We start from the raw sequence: 21459 nt of genomic DNA on the forward strand, positions 1-21459 counted from the left end.
CCGTTCGACGCCCTCGGTCATCTCCTGGAGCAGCTCCAGCGGCTCCTTGGGCATGGTATGCGCAGAGGAAATGGGGACCAGCCGTTCGGCCCCCACGGAATCCCCGAATTTAACGAGAATCTCCATGCATCTCTTGATGCCTGGCCCGTGCTCGCCCCGGACCATGGCCTGTTCTTTTTTGTTCAGCTGCATAGCATCTTCCTTGTTGATCCATACATTGTGTGATGGTCGCCCTGGCCGCGGGGCCCGGGCCGAAGGCTCACCCTCCGACCCGGGGCGCAATCAATCAACCTGTCCGGGCAGAGGATTGCCGTCCGCATCCAGGCACAGGTAGCCGTCCACGACATTGTGAGTATGGACCCAGTCGCCCACCTTGATGTCGCTGCTCGCACTGCCGATTTCCTCGCCGTACTTGACCACCCTGCCGTCCTTGGGGACATCGGCGATGGCGATCTTGTGGCCGAAGGGTACGTCCTGGTTGCAGGTGTAGCTCGTCTCGCCACCCTTGAATTTGACCACCACCTCGTCACCGGCGGCGCATTCGCTCAGGGCGGTGACGACGTTATCTTTTTCGTCTATCTGCTTCGCGTACTTGGTCATTTCATCCACCTCCTTACATCACCGGGCCTTTGATGAGAATCTCCATACCCTCGAAATTGAGAATCTCGCATTTGGTCATCTTGCCGTTGGCAACGTCCACGGCAAACCGGTACAGGCGCTCGGCCGCGGCTTCGATGCTCTCGGTCTCCTCGATCACCGAGGACACGTCCACGTCGATGTGCTCGGTCATGGTCTTCATGGTTTTAGCGTTGCCACACAGCTTCACAGTAGGCATGAGCGGATTGCCATTGGGAGCTCCGCGGCCGGTGGTGAACAGGTGGACAACCGCGCCTCCGGCGGCGGAACCCGTCAGATTCTCAAAGCCGTGGCCCGGGAAGTTCATAATGTAACGTCCGGGCTTGTCCGGAAGGAGCTCGGCATAGTCCAGCGTCCCTTGGATGGGCACATCCGCGCCTTTGGCATTGGCGCCCAGGGCCTTTTCGACCAGGGTGGTCAAACCACCCGCAACGTTGCCAGCCGTCATCTGGCAGCCGCGCGTGTCCGCGCCCACGTGGTAGCCGCGCATATACAGATCGCGGACGTAATCCACGATGCGCTCGCCCTGCTTCTGATCCACGCTGAGTTTCTTGAGGGCGTACTCGCCGCCCATGATGTCGCAAATCTCGCCCTGGATGAACCTGCCACCGTTCTGGGTCATCAGGCGGCAGACCTCCCCGACCACAAGGTTGGAGGACAAGCCGGATGTCGTGTCGGACGAGCCGCACTTGGTGCCAAACACGAGCTTGTCCAGCCCGAATTCCTCACGCCCGACCGCAGAGACTTGGGACACCAGTTCAACGAGGGCTCTGGCCGCTTTCTCAAGAGTGGCGATCATGCCGCCAATCTCATGGACCACGACCATCTTCACGGGTTTGCCCGTGGTCTTGATCTGCTCGTAGACCTCTTCGGCCTTGACCATTTCGCAGCCCAGACCGACGACCAGCACGCCACCCACGTTGGGGTTCTTGCCCAGGTTGATCAAGGTACGGGTGACCTGCTCCGTATCCGCTGGCGGATGCAGGCATCCTTGATCGTGGCGAACAACAACGGTCCCGCGGATCAAGCGTTCAAGATGAGCACAGAGGTTGTTGACGCAGCCTACGGACGGTATAATCGCAACATAGTTGCGCGCACCAACCTTACCGTTCGGCCTTGGATAGCCGTTGAACTTCATTCCCTTCTCCTTTTATAGATAGTTGCATTCAATTCAAGAACAGAACGACAGAAGATGAATTCAATTGTTATTAATTTCATGTTGTTATGACTTGGTTATCTATCCTGTCCACATGCCCCACGAGGCTATCAATCGTATCTCTATGGTTCCCGGATTCGAGAAGCATCAATAGCTCCATTTCGAGAAATCCACCCGCCAATCCTTCACTTCAAACTCCCTGAGCCCTTCACGCAAGAGGGGGGCGACTTATCCCCAGCCGGTTGGACAACTCGAGTTCATTGAGGCGCGCCCCCGCCGACATCTTTCCTGACACGATTTCCAAGCGAAGCGTCTGAACTGCATTTTGCGTGATTCCCTATAAAGCAATTAACCTGCCAAACTCTTAGCATGAAAATAAGCTCTATATTCTAGCTGGTTGTTAGGAGAAAACAGCGAATTAACCGCTGTCGCTATTTCGGATTCATTCTTTTGGTTTTCAACCGTGAAGGGCGATTTGCAATGGCGTTTCAGCCTTGAAACGGCTGCAGTGGTCTCCGACAAGGCAAAAGAGGGGGGGTAGGAAAAGGGCTTTATTTGGTAAAAGCGGATTGTCTGTATGTAACTGTAAACCTCCCCAGATTAGTGCCACCCGAAGGTAGAGATTTCGCCTGTGAATGGGCAGCGAGGAACTCGGCCGGCGTCATCTGTCCGAGCGCCTCATGGGGCCTTTGTTCGTTATAATCCTTGATCCAGTCTTCGGTGATTTCCCGGACCTCCGCCAGTGTGCTGAACACATAAAAATCTAGCACCTCTTCCCGGTAGGTGCGGTTGAAGCGTTCGATGTACGAATTCTGAGTTGGCTTGCCGAGCTGGATGTGCTCCAGCGCGACGCCTCTGCTTTCAGCCCATTCGGCCATGATGCCGGAGATCAGCTCCGGACCGCTGGCCATGCGCAGCTTGGCGGGATAGCCCCTCCAGGCCGCAATCCTGTCCAGCGTCCGCACGACACGGGCGGCAGGCAGGCTCATATCCACTTCCACGGCCAGACATTCCCTGCTGAAGTCGTCCAGGACGTTGAGCGTCCGAAAACGGTGCCCGCTCATCAGCGCGTCATGCATGAAATCAATCGATCAACATTTGTTGGCGCTTGGAGGCGTCGCCAACGGTTCCGGGTTGCGGGACGGCAGGCGTTTCTTGCCCTTGCGCCGTAGGTTCAGCTTCAGGACGCAATACATGCGGTGTACGCGTTTATGGTTCCAGCGATGCCCTCGACGCCGTAGCAACTGAAACAGCTTGCTGAAGCCGTGGCGCGGGAACCTCTCGGCCAGCTCGATTAGCGCGGTTATGATCGGTCCGTCATCCCGAGCTTGGCCTTGTAGGCATAGACGCTTCTGCTAAGTGCCGGGGCGTCGCAACAGCGCCGCATGCTCAAGGCGTGTACCTCGCGGATGTAGTCGATCAGATCGCGCTTCTCGGCTGGCCCTAGAGCTTTTTTGCGATGACGTCCTTGAGGGCGACATTTTCAAGGCTCAGGTCGGCGAACATCTGCTTGAGCCGTCTGTTCTCGGCCTCCAACTCCTTGAGGCGCTTGATGTCGGCCACTTCCATGCCGCCGTATTTGGACTTCCACTTGTAGTACGTGGCTTGGCTAACGCCATGCGCACGGCACACGTCGGCAACTTTCCGGCCCGCTTCGGCTTCTTTCAGTATCCGTACGATCTGGGACTCGGTGAATCGAGATTTCCGCATCTGCTTCTCCTTCGTCGGCAGTCTGCCAGAAACCTTTCCTTTTGGGTGGGACTATCCTAAGGTATGGTTACAGTCTGACACTGGCGTTGCCAATAGACGCATGCCTCATATATAGCGCTTACTTTGCACGGTGTTTGCTGTGACGCCGACCAACAAACGGCGCGAGGCGTGGAGGTGTAGCATGAATTATAAGGGATCGTGTCTGTGCGGCAAGGTCACTTTCGAGGTCGAAGGCGAATTCGAGAGTTTCTATTTGTGTCATTGCGAGCGGTGTCGCAAGGATACCGGATCGGCACATGCGGCTAACCTGTTTTCGTCAACGGCGGTCCTTCGCTGGCGGTCGGGGGAAGACTTGGTGAAAACGTTTAACTTCAATGACACAGGTCATATAAAGAGCTTCTGTGCCGAATGCGGTTCTGCCCTGCCGAATATCCAAATGGACGGCGAGCTGCTGGTACTTCCAGCGGGTAGTCTCGATTGCGACGCGCCAATTCCGCCCACAGCGCATATCTTTGTTTCTCGAAAGGCCAATTGGGATAAGGGGCTGGAACTGCTCCCCACATTTGAGGAACTGCCGGAGTAACCGATTTCGTCCTTCGTACATCCTGGAGTGGAGCCCCGGCAGCCCAGGTGGCTCGTTGGATCTCGGGCCACCGGTGACCCGCCGGTGAGCCTGGATTCCGCAATATTCCTGCAGGATTCCGACAAGAGCGTTCGTAGGCTCCGAAAAAAGATTAATAAAATCAATGCATATTGAGTGTTTACCAGGCGTGGCATGCAAGAGGCCGTCAGTTCGATTCTGTCCAGTTCCACCACCGAAAGTTTAAGGGATTCAGGCCAATACCTGGGTCCCTTTTTGTGGGTTTGGGGCTGATTTGGGTTCTGTGTCCGCTATGTGTTCTGTTGAGTTCCGCGCGTTCGAATCAAAGGAAGATTTCGGACTTCGCCTTGGCGGGCGGCGAGTTGTACGCGCCGAGGCGGAACGCGCCGTCGGCGGTATGGAACGCCGTGCAGCATGCGTGGTCGGGGCGCAGGGTGAAGAGATCGTTCCACGGCAGGGCCCGCGCGGCGCGGACCAGGACCCGGATGACGCCTGCGTGGGTCACGGCGGCCACGGGTTGCGGCATGGCCAAGAGTTCGCGCATGGCGGCGTCGGCGCGGGCGAAGAGGTCCGCGAAGCTTTCGCCGTTGGGGGGGCGGAAGCCCGCCAGGTCGCGGCCGCGCGCGGCATGGGCGTCGGGCTGTTCGCGCAGGATGTCGCCCTGTACGCGGCCCTCCCAATCGCCGAGGTGGATTTCCGCCAGCCCTTCCATCACCACCGCCGGCAGCCCGAGGGCGGCTGCCAGGGGCGCGGCGGTGTCGCGCGCGCGCAGGAGCGGGCTGCTGGCCAGGGTGCGGATCCCCGCGTCGCGCAGGTTCGCGGCAAGATCGGCGGCCTGTTCCCGGCCCAGTGCGGACAGGGGAAGGTCGGTGCTGCCGATGTAGCGTCCCCGCCCGCCCTCGGCCTGGGCATGGCGGATGAGCACGATCATGAGATTCCTCGCGCGAGCAGCGTGTGCGGGTCCGTGCCCATCTCCTCAGCTAGGCGGTTGCGCACGGTTTGGGCGCGGCGCATGCGGTCCTCGATTTCGTCGCGCACGTGCGGTTCGCGGCCCCATTGTTCAATCTTTTCGCGGTAGCGCTGCTCCAGAGGCACAAGGCTTTCGCCTCGCACATACTTGTCGGCCAAAAACACCAGTTCGCGCTCCGTGAGCGGGGCGTCCGGCGCAAGGGGCAGATCACGGTGCGCCGCGATGGCCGGGGCCAGGGCCCCGAACCCGTGGCGGACGACGATGAGCGCGCCCTGTTCCTCATGGTTGGCTCGGCCCTTGGCCACGTCGTGCAGCAGCCCGGCGGCCTCGGCCAGTGCCGGATCCAGCGGGGGCGCGCCCGTTTCCGCGCGCCGGGCGTTCAGCGCCCCGGCCATGAGCCAGGCGGCCCGGGCCACGGCCCGGCAATGGGCGCGCGTGGGCCCGGGGGTCCCCGCGATGTTCCAGAGGGCCTCCACCTCCCGGGGCAGGGGCAGGTGCGGCGCGCGCATGCGTTGCTGCGCGGCCTCGTAGTCCTCGGGCCGGTCCAGGTCCAGGAGTGTCCCTGCGTCGGCCGTGTCCACGTCCATGGCCAGCTCCGGGGATTCGTTCTCCACGGCCGCGAGCACCGCGCGCAGCCCGCCTTGCCCGTCGTGGCCCAGGATGCGCGGCGCGAGGGCCGCACCGATCAGGGGCGGGTGCCCGCGCTCTCCGCCAAAACGGGGATAGACGACGAGGGACCCGGGCCGGGCGGCCAGGGCCTGGGCCAGCAGGCGCACCGTGGCCGGGCGCACCAGCGGGATGTCCGCAGGGAGCACGAAAAAGGCGTCGGCGTCCGGGGGCAGGGCGCGCACCCCGGCCAGCATGGAGCTGAACATGCCCTCCTGGAAATCCGGGTTGTGCACCACGCGGGCCCCGGCCTCGCGGGCCAGGGCGGCCACGGTCTCGGGCTCGCGCCCGGTGACCGCCACGATGTCGTCCGCGCCGCCCGCCCGCAGGCAGGCCACGGCCAGGGCCAGCACAGTGGAGCCGCCCAGAGGCAGGGCGGGCTTGAGCCTGCCCATGCGCGAGGACAGGCCTGCGGCCGGGACCACGGCGGCCAGGCGCAGGCCCGTGCTCACGCGCCCTCCCCGGCTTCGGCCGCCGTGCGCCAGGCCACCAGCTCGGCCACGATGCTCACGGCGATCTCCTCGGGGGTCCGCGCGCCGATGTCCAGGCCGATGGGCGAGTGGCAGCGGGCGATGTCCGCGTCGGTGAAGCCTTCGCCGCGCAGGGCGTCGTAGATGGCGTCGCGCTTGCGGCGGCTGCCGATCATGCCCACGTAGCCCGCGCGGGTGGCCAGGGCCTGGGCCAGCACGGTCTTGTCGTGCACGTGGCCCCGGGTGACGATGACCAGGGCCGAGCTGGGGCCGATGTCCAGGCCCTGCAGGCAGGTCGCCAGGTCGTCGGCCACCAATACCCGGTCCGCCAGGGGGAAGCGCTCGCGGTTGGCGAATTCCGGGCGGTCGTCCAGGACCACGGTGCAAAAGCCCGCGATGTGCGCGATCTGCATGGTGGGGCGCGACACGTGCCCGGCCCCGAACACGAACACCGTGGGCCGGGGCGCGAAGGGCTCGGCCAGCAGGGTAATCCCGTCCTGATGGCGCAGGGCCGTGAGCCCCGTGCTCCGGGCCTCGTCCGCCAGTTCGGCCAAGGCGGGCGTCTGGGGCGCGGGCCCGTCCTGGGGCAGGAACAACCGCTCCACGACCTGGCCGCCGTCCTCGGTGAGGGAGTCCAGGACCGTGATGAGCACGCCTCCGCGTCCTCGGATGAGGCCCTCGTCCAGGTCGCGCAGGGCCGGGCCCTCGGCGTCGGCGTCCAAATGCTCCAGGAGCAGGGTCACGCGGCCGCCGCAGATCATGTCCGAGTCGGCGGCCAGCTCGTTGCTCAGGTCCTGGGTCAGCAGGCGCGCGGCCCGGTTACCGGCCTTGAACAGGTCCAGGGCCGCGTCCCGGGCCAGGGCCTCGGGCAGGCCGCCGCCCACGGTCCCCAGGATGGTGCCGTCGCGGCGCACGGCCATCTTGGCCCCGGACGCGCGGGGCGTGGACCCGGAGCTTTCCACGATGGTGGCCAGGGCCAGGTCCTGGCCGTGCTCCAGCATCCGGCGTATCTCGTGCAGCAATTCTCTCATGGGTCGTCCTCGCGTGCTCGCAGGTCGCGTTTGCCGAATCCGGGCGCCAGGGCGCCGGGCGTGTCGTTCACGGAAATATTCAGGGCCAGGGCTTCGCCGCCCAGGCCGGGCAGGCCCTGGAGGGCGTCCCGGGCCGCGCGCGTGGCGGCTTGTTCGTCCTGGCCGGGCAAAAGCCACAGGCCAACATCCAGGGCGGCCCGGGCCAGGGAAAGTTCCGCGTCGCAGTCCAGGAACCCGGGCAGGGCCAGGAGCGCGGCGTCCAGGTCCCGGCGCGCCAGGCGCGCGCCTCCGGGCAGGGCGGCCCCGTCGTTCAGGCGGCCGGGCACGGCGTCCAACCTGCGCTGGGGGCTGCCGCAGGCGCAGGCCCCGGGCAGGATGCGCCCCAGGTCCCCGCTGCGGTAGCGGATCAGCGGCATGCCCCGGCGGGAGAGCGTGCTCACGGTGATCTCCCCCCAGTCCCCGTCGGGCAGGGGGCGGCCCGTGTCCGGGGCCGCAATCTCCACGTACAGGTCCGCCTCGCGCAGGTGCATGCCCGTGCCCTCACCGCAGGTCACCGCCCCGCCCAGGCCCGTCTCGGTCATGCCCCAATGCGTGGCCACGGCGCAACCGAGGTCGGCCCGGATGCGTTCCGCCAGGCCCGGGGGAACCGAGTCCCAGCAGAGCAGGGCGTGGCGTACGGGCGAGGCCTCGCCGGACGCGGCCAGGAGCCTGCCCAGAGCGTGGACGTGCACGGGCGTGCCCACCACCACGGCGGCCTGCAGGGACAACAGCAGATCCAGCGCGTCGGTCGCGCGCCAGGGCTCGCCGAAGGCCACGCAGCGCGCGCCCAGGCGTTCCACGCCCTGGACCAGCAGGTTGCCCACGCTGTCCGGCCTGGGCGCGGGCAGCAGCGCCAGCACCGTGTCGCCCGACCGGGCCATGGAGGCCATGCCGTGGTGAAAGAAGTCCACGGTGCGCTCCAGGTCCTCCCGGGTGAAGAACAAACGCTTGGGCGTGCCCGTGGACCCGGAGGTCCGCAGGGTGACGATCCGCTCGATTTCGTCCTGGGACACGCAGAGCATCCTGCCCGGGGCGCGGCGCAAATCCTCGGCCATGGTCCGGGGCACGCGCGCCATGTCCTCGGGGCCGCGCAGGGCGTCGAGATCCACGTGGCCGAAGCGGTTGGCGTGGAACGGCCCGGCCTCGCGCGCGGTGGCCAGGGTCTCGCGCAGGCGCGCGAACTGCCAGCGGCGCACCGCCTCCGGGGTCGGCGGGGGGCCGTCCACAGGCAGGCCCATGCGCTTGAGGAGCGGGCGGTCAAGATGCTGTGCGGGCATCGGCCGTCCTCCTGTGCAGGGCCCGGCCGTCCATGGCCGTGAGGTTGTAGGCGCAAAAGGGAACCATGCGGCCGTCGGGCGCGGCCACGTGGATGCAGCAGCCCTGCACGCGCGCGAGGTCCACGGTCCAGGCGTCCTGGAAGGCCATGCCCGACACGGACAAGCGGTGGGTGCGCGCGCGGGCCAGGAAGCGGTCCAGGTCGTCCGCGGGCTCGGCCATGGGCAGGGCCGGGCCCGCGGGCGCGGCCCATTGGCGGGCCGTGAAGGCCTTGGAGCGGTCCGCACCCTCGGCGGCCGGGGCGGGTCTGCATCCGCAGCCCTCGCCGCCCTGGGAGAGGCGGGTCAGGGAGCCGTCCTCGGCCACCAGATAGTTGGCGGAAAACGAGCACAGGGCGTGCTCGCAGCCCGGGGGCGTGAAGTCGCCGCGGCGCACCAGCCCGTCAGTCTGCGCCTCCAGGGCGGCCATGACCTCGGGCAAGGTGATGCGCGCCGCGTCCGCCGGGGCCTCGGGGTAGCGGCCGAAATAGCTCACGGGCTGGTAGTGCACCCCGCGCACCCCCGGGGACAGGGACACGGCCAGGCGCAGGATGTCGCCCAGCTCGAAGTCGTTGACATCCGGCGCCACCGTGGGCACCAGCACCACGCCCACCCCGGCCTCGGCGAGGCGCTCCACCGCCAGGAGCTTTTCCTGCAACAGGGGCGCGCCGCGCAGGGACCGGTAGGGCCCGTCCGTGACCCCGTCGAACTGCAGGAACGCCGAGTCCAGCCCGGCCCTGGCCAGGGCCTCGGCGTAGCCCGGCTCCCGGGCCATGCGCAGGCCGTTGGTGTTGACCTGCACGAAGGGAAAGCCCGCGCCCTTGGCCAGGGCCACGAGGTCGGGCAGGTCCTCGCGCACCGTGGGTTCGCCCCCGGAAAGCTGGATGTTGCAGGGCCCGGACGCGCGCATGACCCCGGCCAGCAGGGCCGCGATCTCGTCCTTGGTGGGGTCCGGGGGCGGGGTTTCGCCCGCCGAGGCGAAGCACACCGGGCAGCGCAGGTTGCAGCGCCAGGTGACCTCGATGAGGGCCGTGCAGGTGTGCTGGCCGTGCTCCGGACACAGGCCGCAGTCGAAGGGGCAGCCCCGCTCGGTGCCGGTGAAGGGCTCCCGGGGGCGGGAGGGGATCTTGGGCCGCACCCAGGAGGAGAACGCGGGCTCGCCCCGCCACACGGGCGCGGAGAACGCCCCGTGCTCCGGACAGGTCTTCATCAGCCGCGTTTCCGCCCCGAGGGTCACGCGCCGGGCGGGTACGCGCGCCAGGCAGACCGGGCAGAGGCTGAGGGTCTCTTCCTCGGCCACGGGCCTAGTCCTTGCCCAGGGTGGGGTCCACGCCGTATTCGGCGAATAGTTCCTGGATGCGGTTGAAGCCGTGGTAGATGAGCATGCCGCAGCGCTGCGGGTCCGGCCGGGCGCAGTCGCCGCCCATGATGTCGCAGCAGTTCGCGCCGCCGTACTGGCCCGTGGCGCGCTCCTGGAACCAGTCCGCGTATTCCGAGAGCACCAGGGGCAGCTTGTCGTCGGCCTCGTCGTCGTCGCGGCCCTTGGCCATGTGCAGGGCGATGAGGGCGGCCCCGCCCGTGAGTACGCCGCAGGGCCCGGCGCACTGGCCCAGGCCCTTGCATAGCCCGGCCATGGCCCGGACCAGGTCCGGGTTCTCGCGGCCCATGTCCGCCAGGGCCAGGTGCAGCATGATCTGGCTGCAGCAGTATCCTTTTTCGGCCAGGCGCATCATGCGCAGGCCCGTGTCGTCGAGCATGGTCAAGCCTCCGGTCGTTGGGCCATGAGCAGGCAGTATCCGTTGCCCGGGCCGCGGCAGCCCGCCGGGACTCCGGCGAAGATCAGGCGCGCGGCCAGTTCCTTGAGCCGTTTGGTGTGGTCCTCGAACACGCGCACCGCGAACCCGGCCCCGCGCACCAGGTCGAGCAGTTCGGCCTCGGCCGGGGCCCCGTCCGCGCAGGAACCGCCCGTAGCGGGCGCGCATGCGCGCCCCGGCCTGCTGTACAGGTCGCTCAGGGCCAGCCAGCCCCCCGGGGCCAGCACGCGGGCCATCCCGGCCAGGGCGCGGGCCTTGTCCGGCAACAGCGAGAGCACGCATTCGCAAAAGACCATCTGGAAGCCGGCGTCCACAAAGGGCGGGCGCTGCGCGTCCCCGCGCACCAGGGCTCCGTGCGCGCCGCTCCGGGCCAGCTGCCGCGCCGAGGGCTCCAGGCCCACGGCCCGGGCCCCGTGGGCCCGGCGCAAGTGCTCCACCGTGGCCCCCAGGCCCGCGCCCGCGTCCAGCACGCGCCAACCCGGGGCCATCCCGGCCAGGCGCGCGGCGCGGTCCGTGAGTTCCAGGCCCCCGGGCCGCAGCGTGTCGCCGCAGGCCGCGCGCAGCTCCGGGCGCTCCCACAGGGGCTGTTGGCGATAGGCCTCGGCCACCCTACTTGTCCTCCAGGAGCTGCTCCACCTCGGCCATCTTGCCCAGGGCCAGATCCTCGGGAACGAGCACCTGGCCGCAGGCCGGGCACGCGGGCAGCTCCACGTTGAACACGCTGCCCATGTATTCCAACTCCACGGCGGCCGGGGCCAGGGCCTGGCCGCAGGCCCGGCAGGTCCATTGGGAAAAGTCGCCGCTTACGACCTTCATGGCGCCGCTCATGCCCGGCCTCCCTTGATATGCATCCTGTGGCTCCAGGCGTTGTGCACCAGATGGCCGCCCGCCCCGTTTTCCTCGTATTCCACCCAGTAGGTCACGCTTGCGGGCCGGTGCGAGGCCAGGAGGCGTCCGCTGTCCGCGTTTTCCAGCACGCGCCCCGTTTCCGCGGCCGTGAGCAGGGTCTTTTGCACGTCGCCCACCAGGATGCGGCGGTCTTCCATTTTTTGCGCGGCCTCGTCCGTGAAGCGGACGTCGAGCGCCTCGTGGGCCGGGCGCGGTGCGCCGGGTTCGCTCCAGAGCTCCGCGAGCAGGCGCTCCTTGAGGCGGGCGCGGTTCTCGCGGCGCGCGGAATGGCCGGGGGCCGGGCGCGCGGCCTGGTCCTCCCCCTCGGGGAAGAGCAGGTCCAGCACGTGCAGGGCGCGCTTGCCCGCCCTGGCCAGCATGTCGCGGCACATGGCGCAGTAGGTCACGAAATCCTCGTCCGCCGCCTGCGCCCGGTGCGCGGCGGCCTCGGCCCCCAGGGGGGGGGTGGCCGCGTTCAGCAGCCCGCCGAACCCGCAGCATTCCGTGAGTTCGCCCGTGAGCTTCGGCTCCACGGGCGTGCAGCCCAGGCCCGCCAGCAGGTCGCGCACGGCCCGGCGCTGGGGCGCGTCGTGCCGCGCGGCGCAGGGGTCGTGCACGGCCAGGGGCGTGTCCGGGGCCAGGGCGTTCGCGGGAGCGCCCGTCTCGGCCAGCACGTCCCACAGGGGCCGCACCTCTGCCTCGGGCAGGCCCCGGCGCAGGGCCTCGGAGCAGGTGGGGCAGGCCGTGACCAGCGCCGGGCGGCCGAGGGCCTCCCAGTCCGCGCGCAGGGCGGACGCGGCCCCGGCGTGCAGGTCCTCGCGCCCGGCCCAGTGCGCGGGCTCGCCGCAGCAGCGCAGCATCAGGCCCACTCCGCCGGGAAGCGCCCCGCGCAGGTGGGCGTAGGCCCGCTCCACGGCTCCGGGGTCCGAGGCCGTGAGCTGGCAGCCCGGGAAAAAGGCGTGGCTACACTCCGCGCGCCCGGGCTCGGACCGGGCCAGGGCGCAGGCCTGGCCGTTGGCGAAGGCCATGTCGCGCAGGGCGAACTCGTGGGCCGAGGGCGGCATGTGCCCCTGCGCCACCAGATCCCGGCGGGCCTCCAGGCAGAGGTCGGCCATGGCGAAATCCTCGGGGCAGAGCAGCTCGCACAGGCCGCAGAGCATGCAGGAGTTGATCATCTGGTTGGCCTGGCGCGTGCCCATGACGATGGAGGCGTTGTTGTAGATGCGCCGGGCGTAGACCTTGGGATAGGATTTGTAGTGCGCCAGGTACACGCAGTTCTGCACGCATTCCAGGCACTGGCACTGCACGCAGCGCGCGGCCTCGGCCCGGGCCTCGTCTTCCGTGTACGCATCTCCGGCCGGGGCTACGGGTTCCTCGGGGGCGAGGCCCTCGGTGGACGTGAACAGGCGGCTCTCAAAGGCCCCCTCGCGTTCGCGCCCGGCCGTGAGGGACGCGCCCTGGACGAAGCGCTCCATGGAGTTGGCCGCGCGCCGGCCCAGGCTGGCCAGGGCCGCCACCGAGCCCAGGTCCCGGCCGTTCCCGGCGAACAGGCCGTTCTGGGCCGTGGCCAGGGTCAGGGAGTCGCCCGGGCCCGCGCCGGGGCAGGCCTCGGGGTCGGCAAAGACCGCGTCGAATGCGGCCAGGGCGGTTTCCGGAGCCGGGATGTCCCCGTCTTCGCGGACCACGCCCAGGTCCTTGAGCCGCGCCAGTTCCGCGTCCAGAACCTCCGTGGGCAGGGCCGCGCCCTCCAGTTCCGTGACGAGCCCCTGGGCGCGCGGGCCGAACAGGGTCACGGAGAAGCCCTTGCGCGCCAGCTCCCAGGCCGCGCACAGCCCGGCCAGGCCCGTGCCCAGCACCGCCGCGTTCTTGTGCTTGGCGGGCAGCTTCTGCACTCGCGGGGTGCGCCCGGCGTTCTGGGCGCAATAGCGCTCCAGCGGGCCCAGGCGCAGGCCGCCGCCCGCCTCCTCGCGCAGACAGGCCTTTTGGCACGGCGCGTCGCAGATGCGGGCCAGGACCCCGGGCAGGGGCATGGTCCGGGCCAGCACGGCCCAGGCCTGGTCCACCTTGCCCGAGGCCAGGGCCGCGCACAGGGCGCGGGCGTCCACGTGCAGGGGGCAGGCCGCCTGGCAGCGGGGCTGCTCCTCCTGGATGCAGCGGGCCTCCCATCGGCGCAAATCCTTCTGATCCATGGCCTCTCCGGGGTATGAAAAGAGGGGCGGCGGCCCGGTCCCAGGACCGGACCGCCGCCCTTTGGTCTATAGGTTTGTTTCTACCCTCAGCCCTTGAGGCCCGCAAGGACCTTTTCGGGCAGGGCGGGCAGCTCGCGGATGCGCACGCCGCACGCGTTGTAGATGGCGTTGATAATGGCCGGGTGCGGGGCGCAGAGCGGAATCTCGCCCACGCCGGACGCGCCGAAGGGGCCGTCGGGCCGCGAGGTCTCCTCGTAGATGATCTCGATGTCGTCGGGGATCTGCTTGATGTACGGGAACCCCGCGCCGATCATGGTGGAGTGCTTCTTGATGTCCTCGTAGTCCTCGGACAGCGCAAGGCCGATGCCCTGGGCGATGCCGCCGTAGATCTGGCCGTCCACCACCAGGTAGTTGTTCACCTTGCCCACGTCGGCCACCATGGTCATCTTCTCCACCGTGGTCTTGCCCGTGGCGACCTCCACGGCCACCTCGGCCATGAACAGGCCGTACATGTAGCAGCAGAAGGGGTTGCCCTGGCCGTTCTCGTCGCAGTTGTTGGCCGGGGCCGTGAACTTGCCGTGGTAGCGGAGCTCCAGCCCCTCGGCCTTCATCTCGTCGTAGGTGCGGAAGCCGCCGCCCGGCTTCTTCATGGCCGCCACCAGCTGCTCGCAGCCGTTCTTGGTGGCCTGTCCGGTCATGACCTGGGAGCGGGAGCCGCCCGCCGGGCCCGCGTTGGGGGCCAGGCTGGTGTCGTTCATCACCAGGTTGATCTGCTCGGGCTTGATGTTCAGGGGCAGCAGCGCCTCGTGGGCCGTGCCCAGGGAGCCCATGTCCGCGCCCTGGCCGTGGTCCTCCCAGCAGGTGTAGATGGTCACCGTGCCGTCGGGCATCAGCTCCACGTCCACCTCGGAGGAATCCGGGCCGTCCAGGCCGGAGCCGTATACGCCCACGGCCACGCCCACGCCGCGCTTGACCTCGGCGGTGGAGCCCGCCGCGGCCTTCTGCTTGGCGGCCTCGTACTTGGGCCGCAGCTTGTCGATCATGTCGGGCAGGGAGTAGACCTCGGGGTCCTGGCCCGTGGGGGTGGTGGAACCCTTGCGGTAGACGTTCTTGTGGCGAAGCTCCAGGGGGTCCATGCCCAGCTTCTCGGCCAGTTCGTCCATCAGGGACTCGGAGGGGAACTCGGCCTCGGGGCCGCCGTAGCCGCGGAAGGCCGCGCCCCAGGCGTGGTTGGTGCACACGGTGCGGCCCTCGCCGCGGATGGCCGGGATGTCGTAGCCCGCGCCGATGAACTGCGCGCCGCGCAGGGTCAGGAGGTCGCCGAACTCGGAGTACGGGCCGTGGTCCACGGTCCAGTCGGTCTCCATGCCCAGGAGCTTGCCGTCCTTGGTGGCGGCCAGGCGCACGCTGGTGAACTGGGGCGAGCGCTTGCCCGTGTAGGTCTGCTGCTGGTACCAGGAGTAGTTCAGGAAGCAGGGGCGCCCCGTGGCCAGGGTGGCCGCGCCCACCAGGGCTTCCATGGTCGGGCTGAACTTGTAGCCGAAGGTGCCGCCCGTGGGGTTCTGGACCATGACCATCTTGTCGGGCTCCACGCCCAGGCCCGGGGCGATCATGAACAGGTGCAGGTGCAGGCCGATGGACTTGGAGTGGATGTAGAGCTTGCCCTCCTCATCGGTGTAGGCGAAGCCTACGTCCGGCTCGATGGGCATGTGCGGCTGGCGGGTGGTGAAGTAGTCGCCCTCGACGACCACGTCGGCCGCGTCGAAGACGGGCTTGGTATCCGAACCCTTGGCGATGTTCTGGATGTAGTAGACGTTGGGCGTGCCCGGGTGGATCTCCATGGCGTCGTCGGCCATGGCCGCCTGGGCGCTCATGTATTCGGGCAGCTGCTCCAGGTCCACCTTGACCTTGGCGGCCGCGGCCTCGGCGTTCTTCTTGGAGTCCGCGCAGACGATGGCGATGGCGTCGCCGAACTGGAAGACCTTCTCGTCGCAGAGGATGGGACGGTCCCAGCCGTCGCCCTTGTTGGTGGGGAAGGTGATCAGCCCGGTGATGCGGTTCTTGCCCTTGACGTCCTTGTGGGTGACCACCTTGAACACGCCGGGCATGGCCTCGGCCTCGCTCACGTCGATTCCGAGGATCTTGGCGTGGGAGACCTCGGCCTGCACCAGGGCGCAGTGCAGGCTGCCCGCCGGGAGCTTGAGGCCCAGGTCCGCGCCGAAGTCCCAGGTGCCCGTGACCTTGGCGATGGCCGAGGGACGGGGGTACTTGGTGCCCCAGATGCGGCCGTCGGCGGGCACGTCGGCCATCAGGTCGTCCATGGACTTTTCGCCGCGCATGACCTCGGCGGCGGCCATGACCGCGTCCACCAGGGGCTTGTAGCCCGTGCAGCGGCAGGCGTTGCGGTGCGTCTGGAACCAGTCGCGCACCTCTTCGCGGGTGGGCTTGGGATTTTCCTTCAGGAGGCCGTAGGTGGAGACGATGAAGCCCGGGGAACAGAAGCCGCACTGGGCCGCGCCGTAGGCCATCCAGGCCATCTGGATGGGGTGCAGGTTGCCGGGGCCGCCGATGCCTTCCAGGGTCAGGATGTTCGCGCCGTTGTCCACCTTGGAGAGTTTGCGGGTGCAGGAGCGCACCACCTTGCCGTCCATGTACACGGTGCACGCGCCGCACTGGCCCGTGTCGCATCCGATCTTGACGCTGGTCAGGCCCACGTTTTCACGCAGCACCGTGGCCAGGGAGGCCGAAGGGTCGGCGACGACCACCCGGTTGACGCCATTGATATGGAGCGTCCGTTTGATCATGAAAACCTCCTTGGAACAGTCATTGGTTGACGGTATGTGGTTCCCGCCGCGCGGGCGGGGCGGTTGCTATTTCCCGAAGGGGCACACCGGATAGCGGCAGGTCTCGCACCCCGCGCAGAATCCGCCGTGCCCGAGCCTGGTGATATCCTCGCGGGTGGGCCGCTCCCCGGCCAGGATGCGCGGCACCACCAGGTCGAAGATGCTGGCCCGGTAATACATCACGCATCCGGGCAGGCCGAGAATCGGTATCCCGTCCTTGTAGGCCAGCATGAACATGACCCCCGGGAAGGTGGGCGCGCCGTAGGTCACCACCTCGGCCCCGGTGGAGCGGATGGCCGCGGGGGTCTGGTCGTCGGGGTCCACGGACATGCCGCCCGTGACCACCACCATCTGCGCGCCCTCGCGCAGGCTGGCCAGGATGGCGTCGCGGGTCACGTCGGGGTCGTCGCCCACGAAGCGCTGGCCCATGACCTCGGAGCCCAGTCCCTTGAATTTCTTGCGGATCACCGGGCCGAACTTGTCCTCGATGCGCCCGGAGAAGATCTCGCTGCCCGTGGTCACCACGCCCACGCGCAGGTTGGCGAAGGGCTTGACCTGGATCACGGGCCAGGCCCGCCGGCAGATGTCCTCCACCTGGAGGATCTTCTGCTCGTCGATGACCAGGGGCACCACGCGGGTCCCGGCCACGTCGCGGGGAGCGGTGATCTGCTGGCCCGTGTGCACGGTGGCCAGCACCACCTCCTCGATGGCGTTGATGCGGTCAAGGGCCTCCACGTTTATGGACAGCAGCCCGGGGGACGCCTTGAGGTTCACCCGGCCCTCGCACACGGCCGAGGCCGTGAGCCCGGGCCCGGCCGCAGCCATGGCGATGCGCATGGCCGCGTCGTTTTCGTGCACTTGGCCGGGTTCCAGGCTCAGGACATAGACGTGTTCCTTGCCGATCATCAGCAAGGGCCCAATGTCCGCTTCAGTGATCACGTGTCCCTTGCGAAAGGCTGGCCCCTTGTACTCGTTGGGGACTATGCGCGTCATGTCGTGGCATAGGACCGTCCCCACGGCCTCCCGGACGGGAACAGATTTCATCATCGGCAAGCTCCATCGCGACTTCAGAGGTTGGTAGATCGGTAACCAGGCCAACTATCAGAATATCGGAACCGAGCGGTCGTCTTCACACGAGATTTTTACGATATGTAATTTCGAGCATAATAAACAGCCTTGGTCAAGGGGATGGATGAAAAAAAGACCCGTTTGAAGCGGCTTTCCGCAACAAAAATGAATGCTGATCTCGCGTTCAAGAGAAAACCCCGATAACGGGGACGCCGGATGCAGGGGCGCGACAGCGGCCGCGGGGCGGGGCAAGGCCGGAAGAGGAGGGAGATATGCCCGCCGGGCCGGGCTTCGTCATGCCTTTGGGCCGTGGATCATCTGCCGGGCGAAGGTATTCCGAGGCCGGGTAGGGCCATAATTCTGGTATGATTGTTGCCTGGGGGGCGGGGAATGTGGGATGATGGGACGGCTCGTGAGCGAATTTTTTTTGCACGGCGGGCTGCGGCGAAAGGGAAACGCATAGTTGTTCCTGGATTTTTTTGGCGGGGAATTGGTGACAACGCTGTCTTTTGAAGTTAATATATTGTGTCCCGAAGAGCGGTTAAAGCGCGAAGGCGGCCGGGCCGTCTTGCCGTAAGCCGCATAAACCGAAGTGATTTGCTAGGCTTTCGCCGCTGCCGTCCGGTGCCGCAAAGGCCTGAAATCCATATTACCCGAGGTTTCGATGCAGATTAAAGGCGTATCGGAGGCGGTGGAGTCCCGCCTGCGTGAAGAGATAATGATCGGGAAAATGGCCCCCGGGGAGCGGGTCAACGAGATTGGCGTTTCCGAGCGCTACGGGGTCAGCCGCCCCCCGCTGCGCGAGGCCCTGCGCAGGCTCGAAAGCGAGAACCTGATCATCAGCATTCCCAGGCGGGGCAGCTATGTGACGGAGATGTCCAAGGCCGACTGCTCGCAGATATACAGAACGCGCGTCATGCTGGAGTGCGGGGCCATAGACATCATCAGCGAACAGGGCGGATGCGAGCTGGGCCGCCTTGAGCACGCCCTTGAAGAGGAAAGAAAGCTGGGGCGTGGATCGGCCTCGCGCAAGAAACGGGATCCGCATGCCGACTACATCATCATGAGCCAGTTCCACAACGACCTGGTGGAGGCCTGCGGCAACCGCTGGGTGATCCACTACCACCAGCAGCTCCGGCCGACCCTGGGCAGATACCAGATCATGTACCTGACGGTCCCCGGCGAGTCCGTCTCCGCCCACGAGGAGCACCACGAGGTGCTCGAACTGGTCCGCAGCGGGGACTACCAGGCGGCCAAGGCCGCCATACGGACCCACATCGAGCGCACGCAAGGCGTTTTGGAGCGGAAGATCGCTGGTTGACGCGGCCGCGCCGCAAGGCGGCGCGTGATTATTTGGGACGCGGACTGCCCGCGGGGAAAAGGCTTGGCCTGGTTGGCCAGGCCTTTTTCCGTTCCGGGCGCATGTCCTTAGGCCACGGCCCGCGCCGGTTCGGACAATTTTGTGGCTTTTTTGGCAAAGGGGCTTGACGGGGCAAAATTCTGTCTTTAGTTTATTGTCTACAAAATACAAAAAACAGGAAGGACGGCGTGGATATCAAGGGAGTTACCCAAAGCGCGACCCAGACGCTGCGTTTTGAAATCGTGACGGGAAAGCTGCCCGGCGGGATGCGGCTCAACGAGATCGAGCTTTCGGGGCGGCTGGGGATCAGCCGTCCTCCCCTGCGGGAGGCCTTCCGTCGTCTGGAGAACGAGGGCCTGGTGATCAGCATCCCGCGCAGGGGGTGCTTCGTGGCGGAGACGTCTCTGGAGGACTGGCGGCACATCGGCCGGGCGCGAAAGATGCTGGAGGCCACGGCCATCGAGATCATGGAGCAGGAAGGCTGGAAGGATTTCCCTCTGATCCGCAGGGCGCACGAAAAGGCCGCAGAAGTGAAGTTCCCGGATCCTGAAAAGGGAATCGTGAAGGACGAGGACGTTGTGGCCTGGTTCTACGCCTTGTCAGATTTTCATTTGTGTCTTGTGGAATCGTCAAAAAACAACTGGCTTCTTCATTGCTATAAAAGGCTGACTCCAAGCATGGCTCGATATCAGATAATGTATCTGAATATACCTGGTTCAAAGAGTAATTCAATACAAGATCACGGGGACATACTGGACATGCTTGAATGTGGACGCTACGCGGAGGCATTGAATAGCCTTGGACACCACATAGACCAGATGCGCAATATCGTGACGCGTAACATGCAAGCTGAAGAAGAGCTGAAGTCGGGACGGCCATCCTCCGTCACAGACTAGGAAATACCACAATCGAACAAGGAGGAAAGGAATGAAGTTCTATGGGTATCCAAGGCCGGACGGCGGAGTGGGGGCGCGGAACTACGTCGCCATCATCCCCTCCGTCGGCTGCGTCAATAATCTGTGTGCGCATCTCGAGCGTTTGATCCGCGGGACCGTGGCCATCCGCCACGACCAGGGCTGCCTGCATCCGCCCGCGGACACCGAGCAGGTCACCCGTACGCTGATCAACCTGGGCAAGAACCCCAACGTGGGCGGCGTGCTGGTGGTCGGCCTGGGCTGCGAGATGGTCAAGGCCGAGGAGATCTATGAGCAGATCAAGGCCACGGGCAAGCCCGTGAAGATGGTCGTGGTCCATGAGATCGGCGGCATGATCGCCACTCTCGAGAAGGCGGCCAGGGCCCTCGTGGACCTGGTATCCCAGGTTTCCGGGGTGCGCCGCGAAGAGTTCGGCCTGGGCAAGCTCGTGTTCGGCACCAAGTGCGGCTCGTCCGACACCACCTCGGGCCTGTCCTCCAACCTGGTGGTGGGCGAGGTCTGTCGCCTGATGACCGAAAACGGCGGCAAGTTCATCCAGGGCGAGATCTGCGACATCATGGGCGGCGAGTACGCCCTGAAGAAGCTCAGCGTGGACCAGAGCCAGGGCGAGCGCATCGTGGACTACGTCCGCGACCTGTACATGCGCGGCTACCACGTGGGCGCGGACACGCGCGGCTGCCAGATGACCGCCGGCAACGTGGCCGGAGGGCTGACCACCCTGGTGGAAAAGGCCCTGGGCGCCAACGCCAAGGGCGCGGACGTGCCCATCCAGGGCACCCTGGACTACGCCGTGATCCCCCCGGACAAGCCCGGCCGCTACATCATGAACTTCCCGGGCCACGGCTTCGAGAACCTCACGGGTTCCGCGGCCGGCGGCGCCATCGTCCATCTCTTCACCACGGGTCGCGGCGCGCCCAACGGCAACCCCGTCATGCCCACGGTGAAGCTCTGCGGCAACGCCAAGACCATGAAGACCATGTCCGAGCACATCGACGTGGACGTGTCCTCGGTCATCGAGGAGACCGAAAGCCTCGGTTCGGCGGGCGAGCGTCTGTACCGCTTCGCCGTGGATGTGGCCAACGGCAAGCTGACCAAGTGCGAGATTCTCAACTTCGAGGGCATGGAGATCCTGATCAAAGGCCCGGTGATGTAGGAGGATTTATAGAATGATCAAGTATGCGAAGCAGATAAACGAGAAGGACAACGTCGTCACCGCCGTCAGCGACTGCGTGGCCGGGGACGAGGTGACGGTCAAGTTCCAGGGTCGCGAGGCCCGCTACACCTGCAACCAGGACGTGCCCTTCGGCCACAAGATCGCCATCGCGGAGATCCCCACGGGCGGCAGGCTCGTCAAGTACGGCGAGGAGATCGGCAGCGCCAGCAGCGCCATCAAGGTCGGCGACTGGGTCCACACCCACAACGTCGTGGACGACTACATGTGCCTGGATGCGGACGGTAATCCCCTTCCCGGACAGGAAGGTTGATCGCGAGGCCCGGGCCGGGGGCCCACCCCTCCGGCCCGGGCTGTGCGGTCGGGACGACCCGGCACGCCGTGCCGGGGCCAAGGAGAAGAGTCGTATGTTGTTGACCAATAAGGAACAGGCCATGGCCCGTGGCGAACACGGGCCGGGCATCAAGAGATGCATGGATATCCTCGTGAAGTTCGGGGAGTCCGTGGGGGCCGAACGGCTGGTCCCCATTTCCTGTGCGCATACCATGCCCAAGGAACCGCTGGAGCTGCTCCAGGAGATGACCGAAGGCGTCGAACGT

At 66.5% G+C, this 21459-nt stretch carries 20 protein-coding genes and 1 pseudogene; 6 read left to right on the top strand and 15 right to left on the bottom strand.

Annotation, left to right across the window (positions count from 1 at the left end; genetic code table 11):
- The 4 genes and pseudogenes from ACYYG1_RS16340 to ACYYG1_RS16355 form a co-directional block, all read right to left on the bottom strand.
- Nucleotides 1–192 (bottom strand): aconitase X (locus ACYYG1_RS16340; protein ID WP_461211402.1); only part of this gene is annotated, 192 nt, incomplete at its 3' end.
- Nucleotides 193–282: 90 nt separating this feature from the next.
- Nucleotides 283–600, bottom strand: a complete 318-nt coding sequence (locus ACYYG1_RS16345) for a UxaA family hydrolase (RefSeq protein WP_461211403.1) — start codon at nt 598–600, stop codon at nt 283–285.
- Nucleotides 601–613: 13 nt separating this feature from the next.
- Nucleotides 614–1774, bottom strand: a complete 1161-nt coding sequence (locus ACYYG1_RS16350) for a UxaA family hydrolase (protein ID WP_461211404.1) — start codon at nt 1772–1774, stop codon at nt 614–616.
- A gap of 618 nt (nt 1775–2392) precedes the next feature.
- Nucleotides 2393–3502, bottom strand: a pseudogene (locus ACYYG1_RS16355) (IS3 family transposase).
- A gap of 181 nt (nt 3503–3683) precedes the next feature.
- Between ACYYG1_RS16355 and ACYYG1_RS16360 the strand changes: the two are divergent.
- A complete protein-coding gene (locus ACYYG1_RS16360; RefSeq protein WP_461211405.1) occupies nt 3684–4085 on the top strand; it encodes a GFA family protein in 402 nt (133 codons plus the stop codon).
- A 340-nt stretch (nt 4086–4425) separates the two neighbouring features.
- On the opposite strand, the gene ACYYG1_RS16365 is transcribed toward ACYYG1_RS16360, so the two are convergent.
- The 11 genes from ACYYG1_RS16365 to ACYYG1_RS16415 all read right to left on the bottom strand — a co-directional run bounded on the left by ACYYG1_RS16365 (nt 4426) and on the right by ACYYG1_RS16415 (nt 17373).
- Nucleotides 4426–5034 (bottom strand): histidine phosphatase family protein, encoded by a 609-nt coding sequence (locus tag ACYYG1_RS16365; protein WP_461211406.1) that lies wholly within the window; start codon nt 5032–5034, stop codon nt 4426–4428.
- Entirely contained in the window at nt 5031–6191 is a 1161-nt protein-coding gene (locus ACYYG1_RS16370) for a DVU_1551 family NTP transferase (protein WP_461211407.1), read from the bottom strand. Before ACYYG1_RS16370 ends, ACYYG1_RS16365 begins: the two co-directional genes overlap by 4 nt.
- Nucleotides 6188–7240 carry an XdhC family aldehyde oxidoreductase maturation factor gene (locus tag ACYYG1_RS16375; protein ID WP_461211408.1) on the bottom strand — a complete coding sequence of 351 codons (1053 nt, stop codon included), beginning with the start codon at nt 7238–7240 and terminating at the stop codon, nt 6188–6190. Before ACYYG1_RS16375 ends, ACYYG1_RS16370 begins: the two co-directional genes overlap by 4 nt.
- On the bottom strand, nt 7237–8556 hold the full coding sequence (locus ACYYG1_RS16380; protein WP_461211409.1) for a DVU_1553 family AMP-dependent CoA ligase: 1320 nt from the start codon (nt 8554–8556) through the stop codon (nt 7237–7239). The genes ACYYG1_RS16375 and ACYYG1_RS16380 overlap by 4 nt, the downstream gene beginning before the upstream one ends.
- Nucleotides 8537–9892: a radical SAM (seleno)protein TrsS gene (gene trsS / locus ACYYG1_RS16385; RefSeq protein ID WP_461211410.1), complete on the bottom strand. Its 1356-nt coding sequence runs from the start codon at nt 9890–9892 to the stop codon at nt 8537–8539. The genes ACYYG1_RS16380 and trsS overlap by 20 nt, the downstream gene beginning before the upstream one ends.
- A 4-nt stretch (nt 9893–9896) precedes the next feature.
- Nucleotides 9897–10349, bottom strand: coding sequence for a DVU_1555 family C-GCAxxG-C-C protein (locus tag ACYYG1_RS16390; RefSeq protein WP_461211411.1), 453 nt, complete (start codon nt 10347–10349; stop codon nt 9897–9899).
- Nucleotides 10350–10351: 2 nt separating this feature from the next.
- A complete protein-coding gene (gene trsM, locus ACYYG1_RS16395) occupies nt 10352–11014 on the bottom strand; it encodes a DVU_1556 family methyltransferase (protein ID WP_461211412.1) in 663 nt (220 codons plus the stop codon).
- 1 nt (nt 11015) lies between these two features.
- Entirely contained in the window at nt 11016–11234 is a 219-nt protein-coding gene (locus tag ACYYG1_RS16400; RefSeq protein WP_461211413.1) for a DVU_1557 family redox protein, read from the bottom strand.
- Nucleotides 11231–13483, bottom strand: coding sequence for a pyridine nucleotide-disulfide oxidoreductase/dicluster-binding protein (locus ACYYG1_RS16405; RefSeq protein WP_461211414.1), 2253 nt, complete (start codon nt 13481–13483; stop codon nt 11231–11233). The genes ACYYG1_RS16400 and ACYYG1_RS16405 overlap by 4 nt, the downstream gene beginning before the upstream one ends.
- An 86-nt stretch (nt 13484–13569) precedes the next feature.
- A complete protein-coding gene (locus ACYYG1_RS16410; RefSeq protein ID WP_461211415.1) occupies nt 13570–16287 on the bottom strand; it encodes a molybdopterin-dependent aldehyde oxidoreductase in 2718 nt (905 codons plus the stop codon).
- Between the two features lie 66 nt (nt 16288–16353).
- Complete coding sequence (locus tag ACYYG1_RS16415; RefSeq protein WP_461211416.1) at nt 16354–17373, bottom strand: molybdopterin-binding protein; 1020 nt, start codon at nt 17371–17373, stop codon at nt 16354–16356.
- Nucleotides 17374–18058: 685 nt separating this feature from the next.
- Between ACYYG1_RS16415 and ACYYG1_RS16420 the strand changes: the two genes are divergently transcribed.
- The 5 genes from ACYYG1_RS16420 to ACYYG1_RS16440 all read left to right on the top strand — a co-directional run.
- On the top strand, nt 18059–18715 hold the full coding sequence (locus tag ACYYG1_RS16420; RefSeq protein ID WP_461211417.1) for a GntR family transcriptional regulator: 657 nt from the start codon (nt 18059–18061) through the stop codon (nt 18713–18715).
- Between the two features lie 227 nt (nt 18716–18942).
- Entirely contained in the window at nt 18943–19650 is a 708-nt protein-coding gene (locus tag ACYYG1_RS16425; protein ID WP_461211418.1) for a GntR family transcriptional regulator, read from the top strand.
- 31 nt (nt 19651–19681) lie between these two features.
- The gene (locus tag ACYYG1_RS16430) at nt 19682–20842 is read left to right on the top strand and encodes a UxaA family hydrolase (protein ID WP_461211419.1); all 1161 of its coding nucleotides are present in this window, start codon (nt 19682–19684) and stop codon (nt 20840–20842) included.
- A gap of 13 nt (nt 20843–20855) precedes the next feature.
- Nucleotides 20856–21173: a UxaA family hydrolase gene (locus ACYYG1_RS16435; RefSeq protein ID WP_461211420.1), complete on the top strand. Its 318-nt coding sequence runs from the start codon at nt 20856–20858 to the stop codon at nt 21171–21173.
- Between the two features lie 94 nt (nt 21174–21267).
- A partial coding sequence (locus tag ACYYG1_RS16440; RefSeq protein ID WP_461211421.1) for an aconitase X occupies nt 21268–21459 on the top strand: 192 nt, incomplete at its 3' end.

It is taken from the genome of Desulfocurvus sp. DL1XJH-121 (genome assembly GCF_054819825.1).

Excerpts from the sequence above, each read along its gene's own strand:
- ACYYG1_RS16360 (WP_461211405.1), top strand. The coding sequence starts at position 3,684 with ATGAATTATAAGGGATCGTGTCTGTGCGGCAAGGTCACTTTCGAGGTC.
- ACYYG1_RS16375 (WP_461211408.1), bottom strand. The coding sequence starts at position 7,240 with ATGAGAGAATTGCTGCACGAGATACGCCGGATGCTGGAGCACGGCCAG.
- ACYYG1_RS16435 (WP_461211420.1), top strand. The coding sequence starts at position 20,856 with ATGATCAAGTATGCGAAGCAGATAAACGAGAAGGACAACGTCGTCACC.
- ACYYG1_RS16380 (WP_461211409.1), bottom strand. The coding sequence starts at position 8,556 with ATGCCCGCACAGCATCTTGACCGCCCGCTCCTCAAGCGCATGGGCCTG.
- ACYYG1_RS16390 (WP_461211411.1), bottom strand. The coding sequence starts at position 10,349 with ATGCTCGACGACACGGGCCTGCGCATGATGCGCCTGGCCGAAAAAGGA.
- ACYYG1_RS16430 (WP_461211419.1), top strand. The coding sequence starts at position 19,682 with ATGAAGTTCTATGGGTATCCAAGGCCGGACGGCGGAGTGGGGGCGCGG.
- ACYYG1_RS16350 (WP_461211404.1), bottom strand. The coding sequence starts at position 1,774 with ATGAAGTTCAACGGCTATCCAAGGCCGAACGGTAAGGTTGGTGCGCGC.
- ACYYG1_RS16345 (WP_461211403.1), bottom strand. The coding sequence starts at position 600 with ATGACCAAGTACGCGAAGCAGATAGACGAAAAAGATAACGTCGTCACC.
- ACYYG1_RS16415 (WP_461211416.1), bottom strand. The coding sequence starts at position 17,373 with ATGATGAAATCTGTTCCCGTCCGGGAGGCCGTGGGGACGGTCCTATGC.
- ACYYG1_RS16400 (WP_461211413.1), bottom strand. The coding sequence starts at position 11,234 with ATGAGCGGCGCCATGAAGGTCGTAAGCGGCGACTTTTCCCAATGGACC.
- ACYYG1_RS16420 (WP_461211417.1), top strand. The coding sequence starts at position 18,059 with ATGCAGATTAAAGGCGTATCGGAGGCGGTGGAGTCCCGCCTGCGTGAA.
- ACYYG1_RS16410 (WP_461211415.1), bottom strand. The coding sequence starts at position 16,287 with ATGATCAAACGGACGCTCCATATCAATGGCGTCAACCGGGTGGTCGTC.
- ACYYG1_RS16405 (WP_461211414.1), bottom strand. The coding sequence starts at position 13,483 with ATGGATCAGAAGGATTTGCGCCGATGGGAGGCCCGCTGCATCCAGGAG.
- ACYYG1_RS16365 (WP_461211406.1), bottom strand. The coding sequence starts at position 5,034 with ATGATCGTGCTCATCCGCCATGCCCAGGCCGAGGGCGGGCGGGGACGC.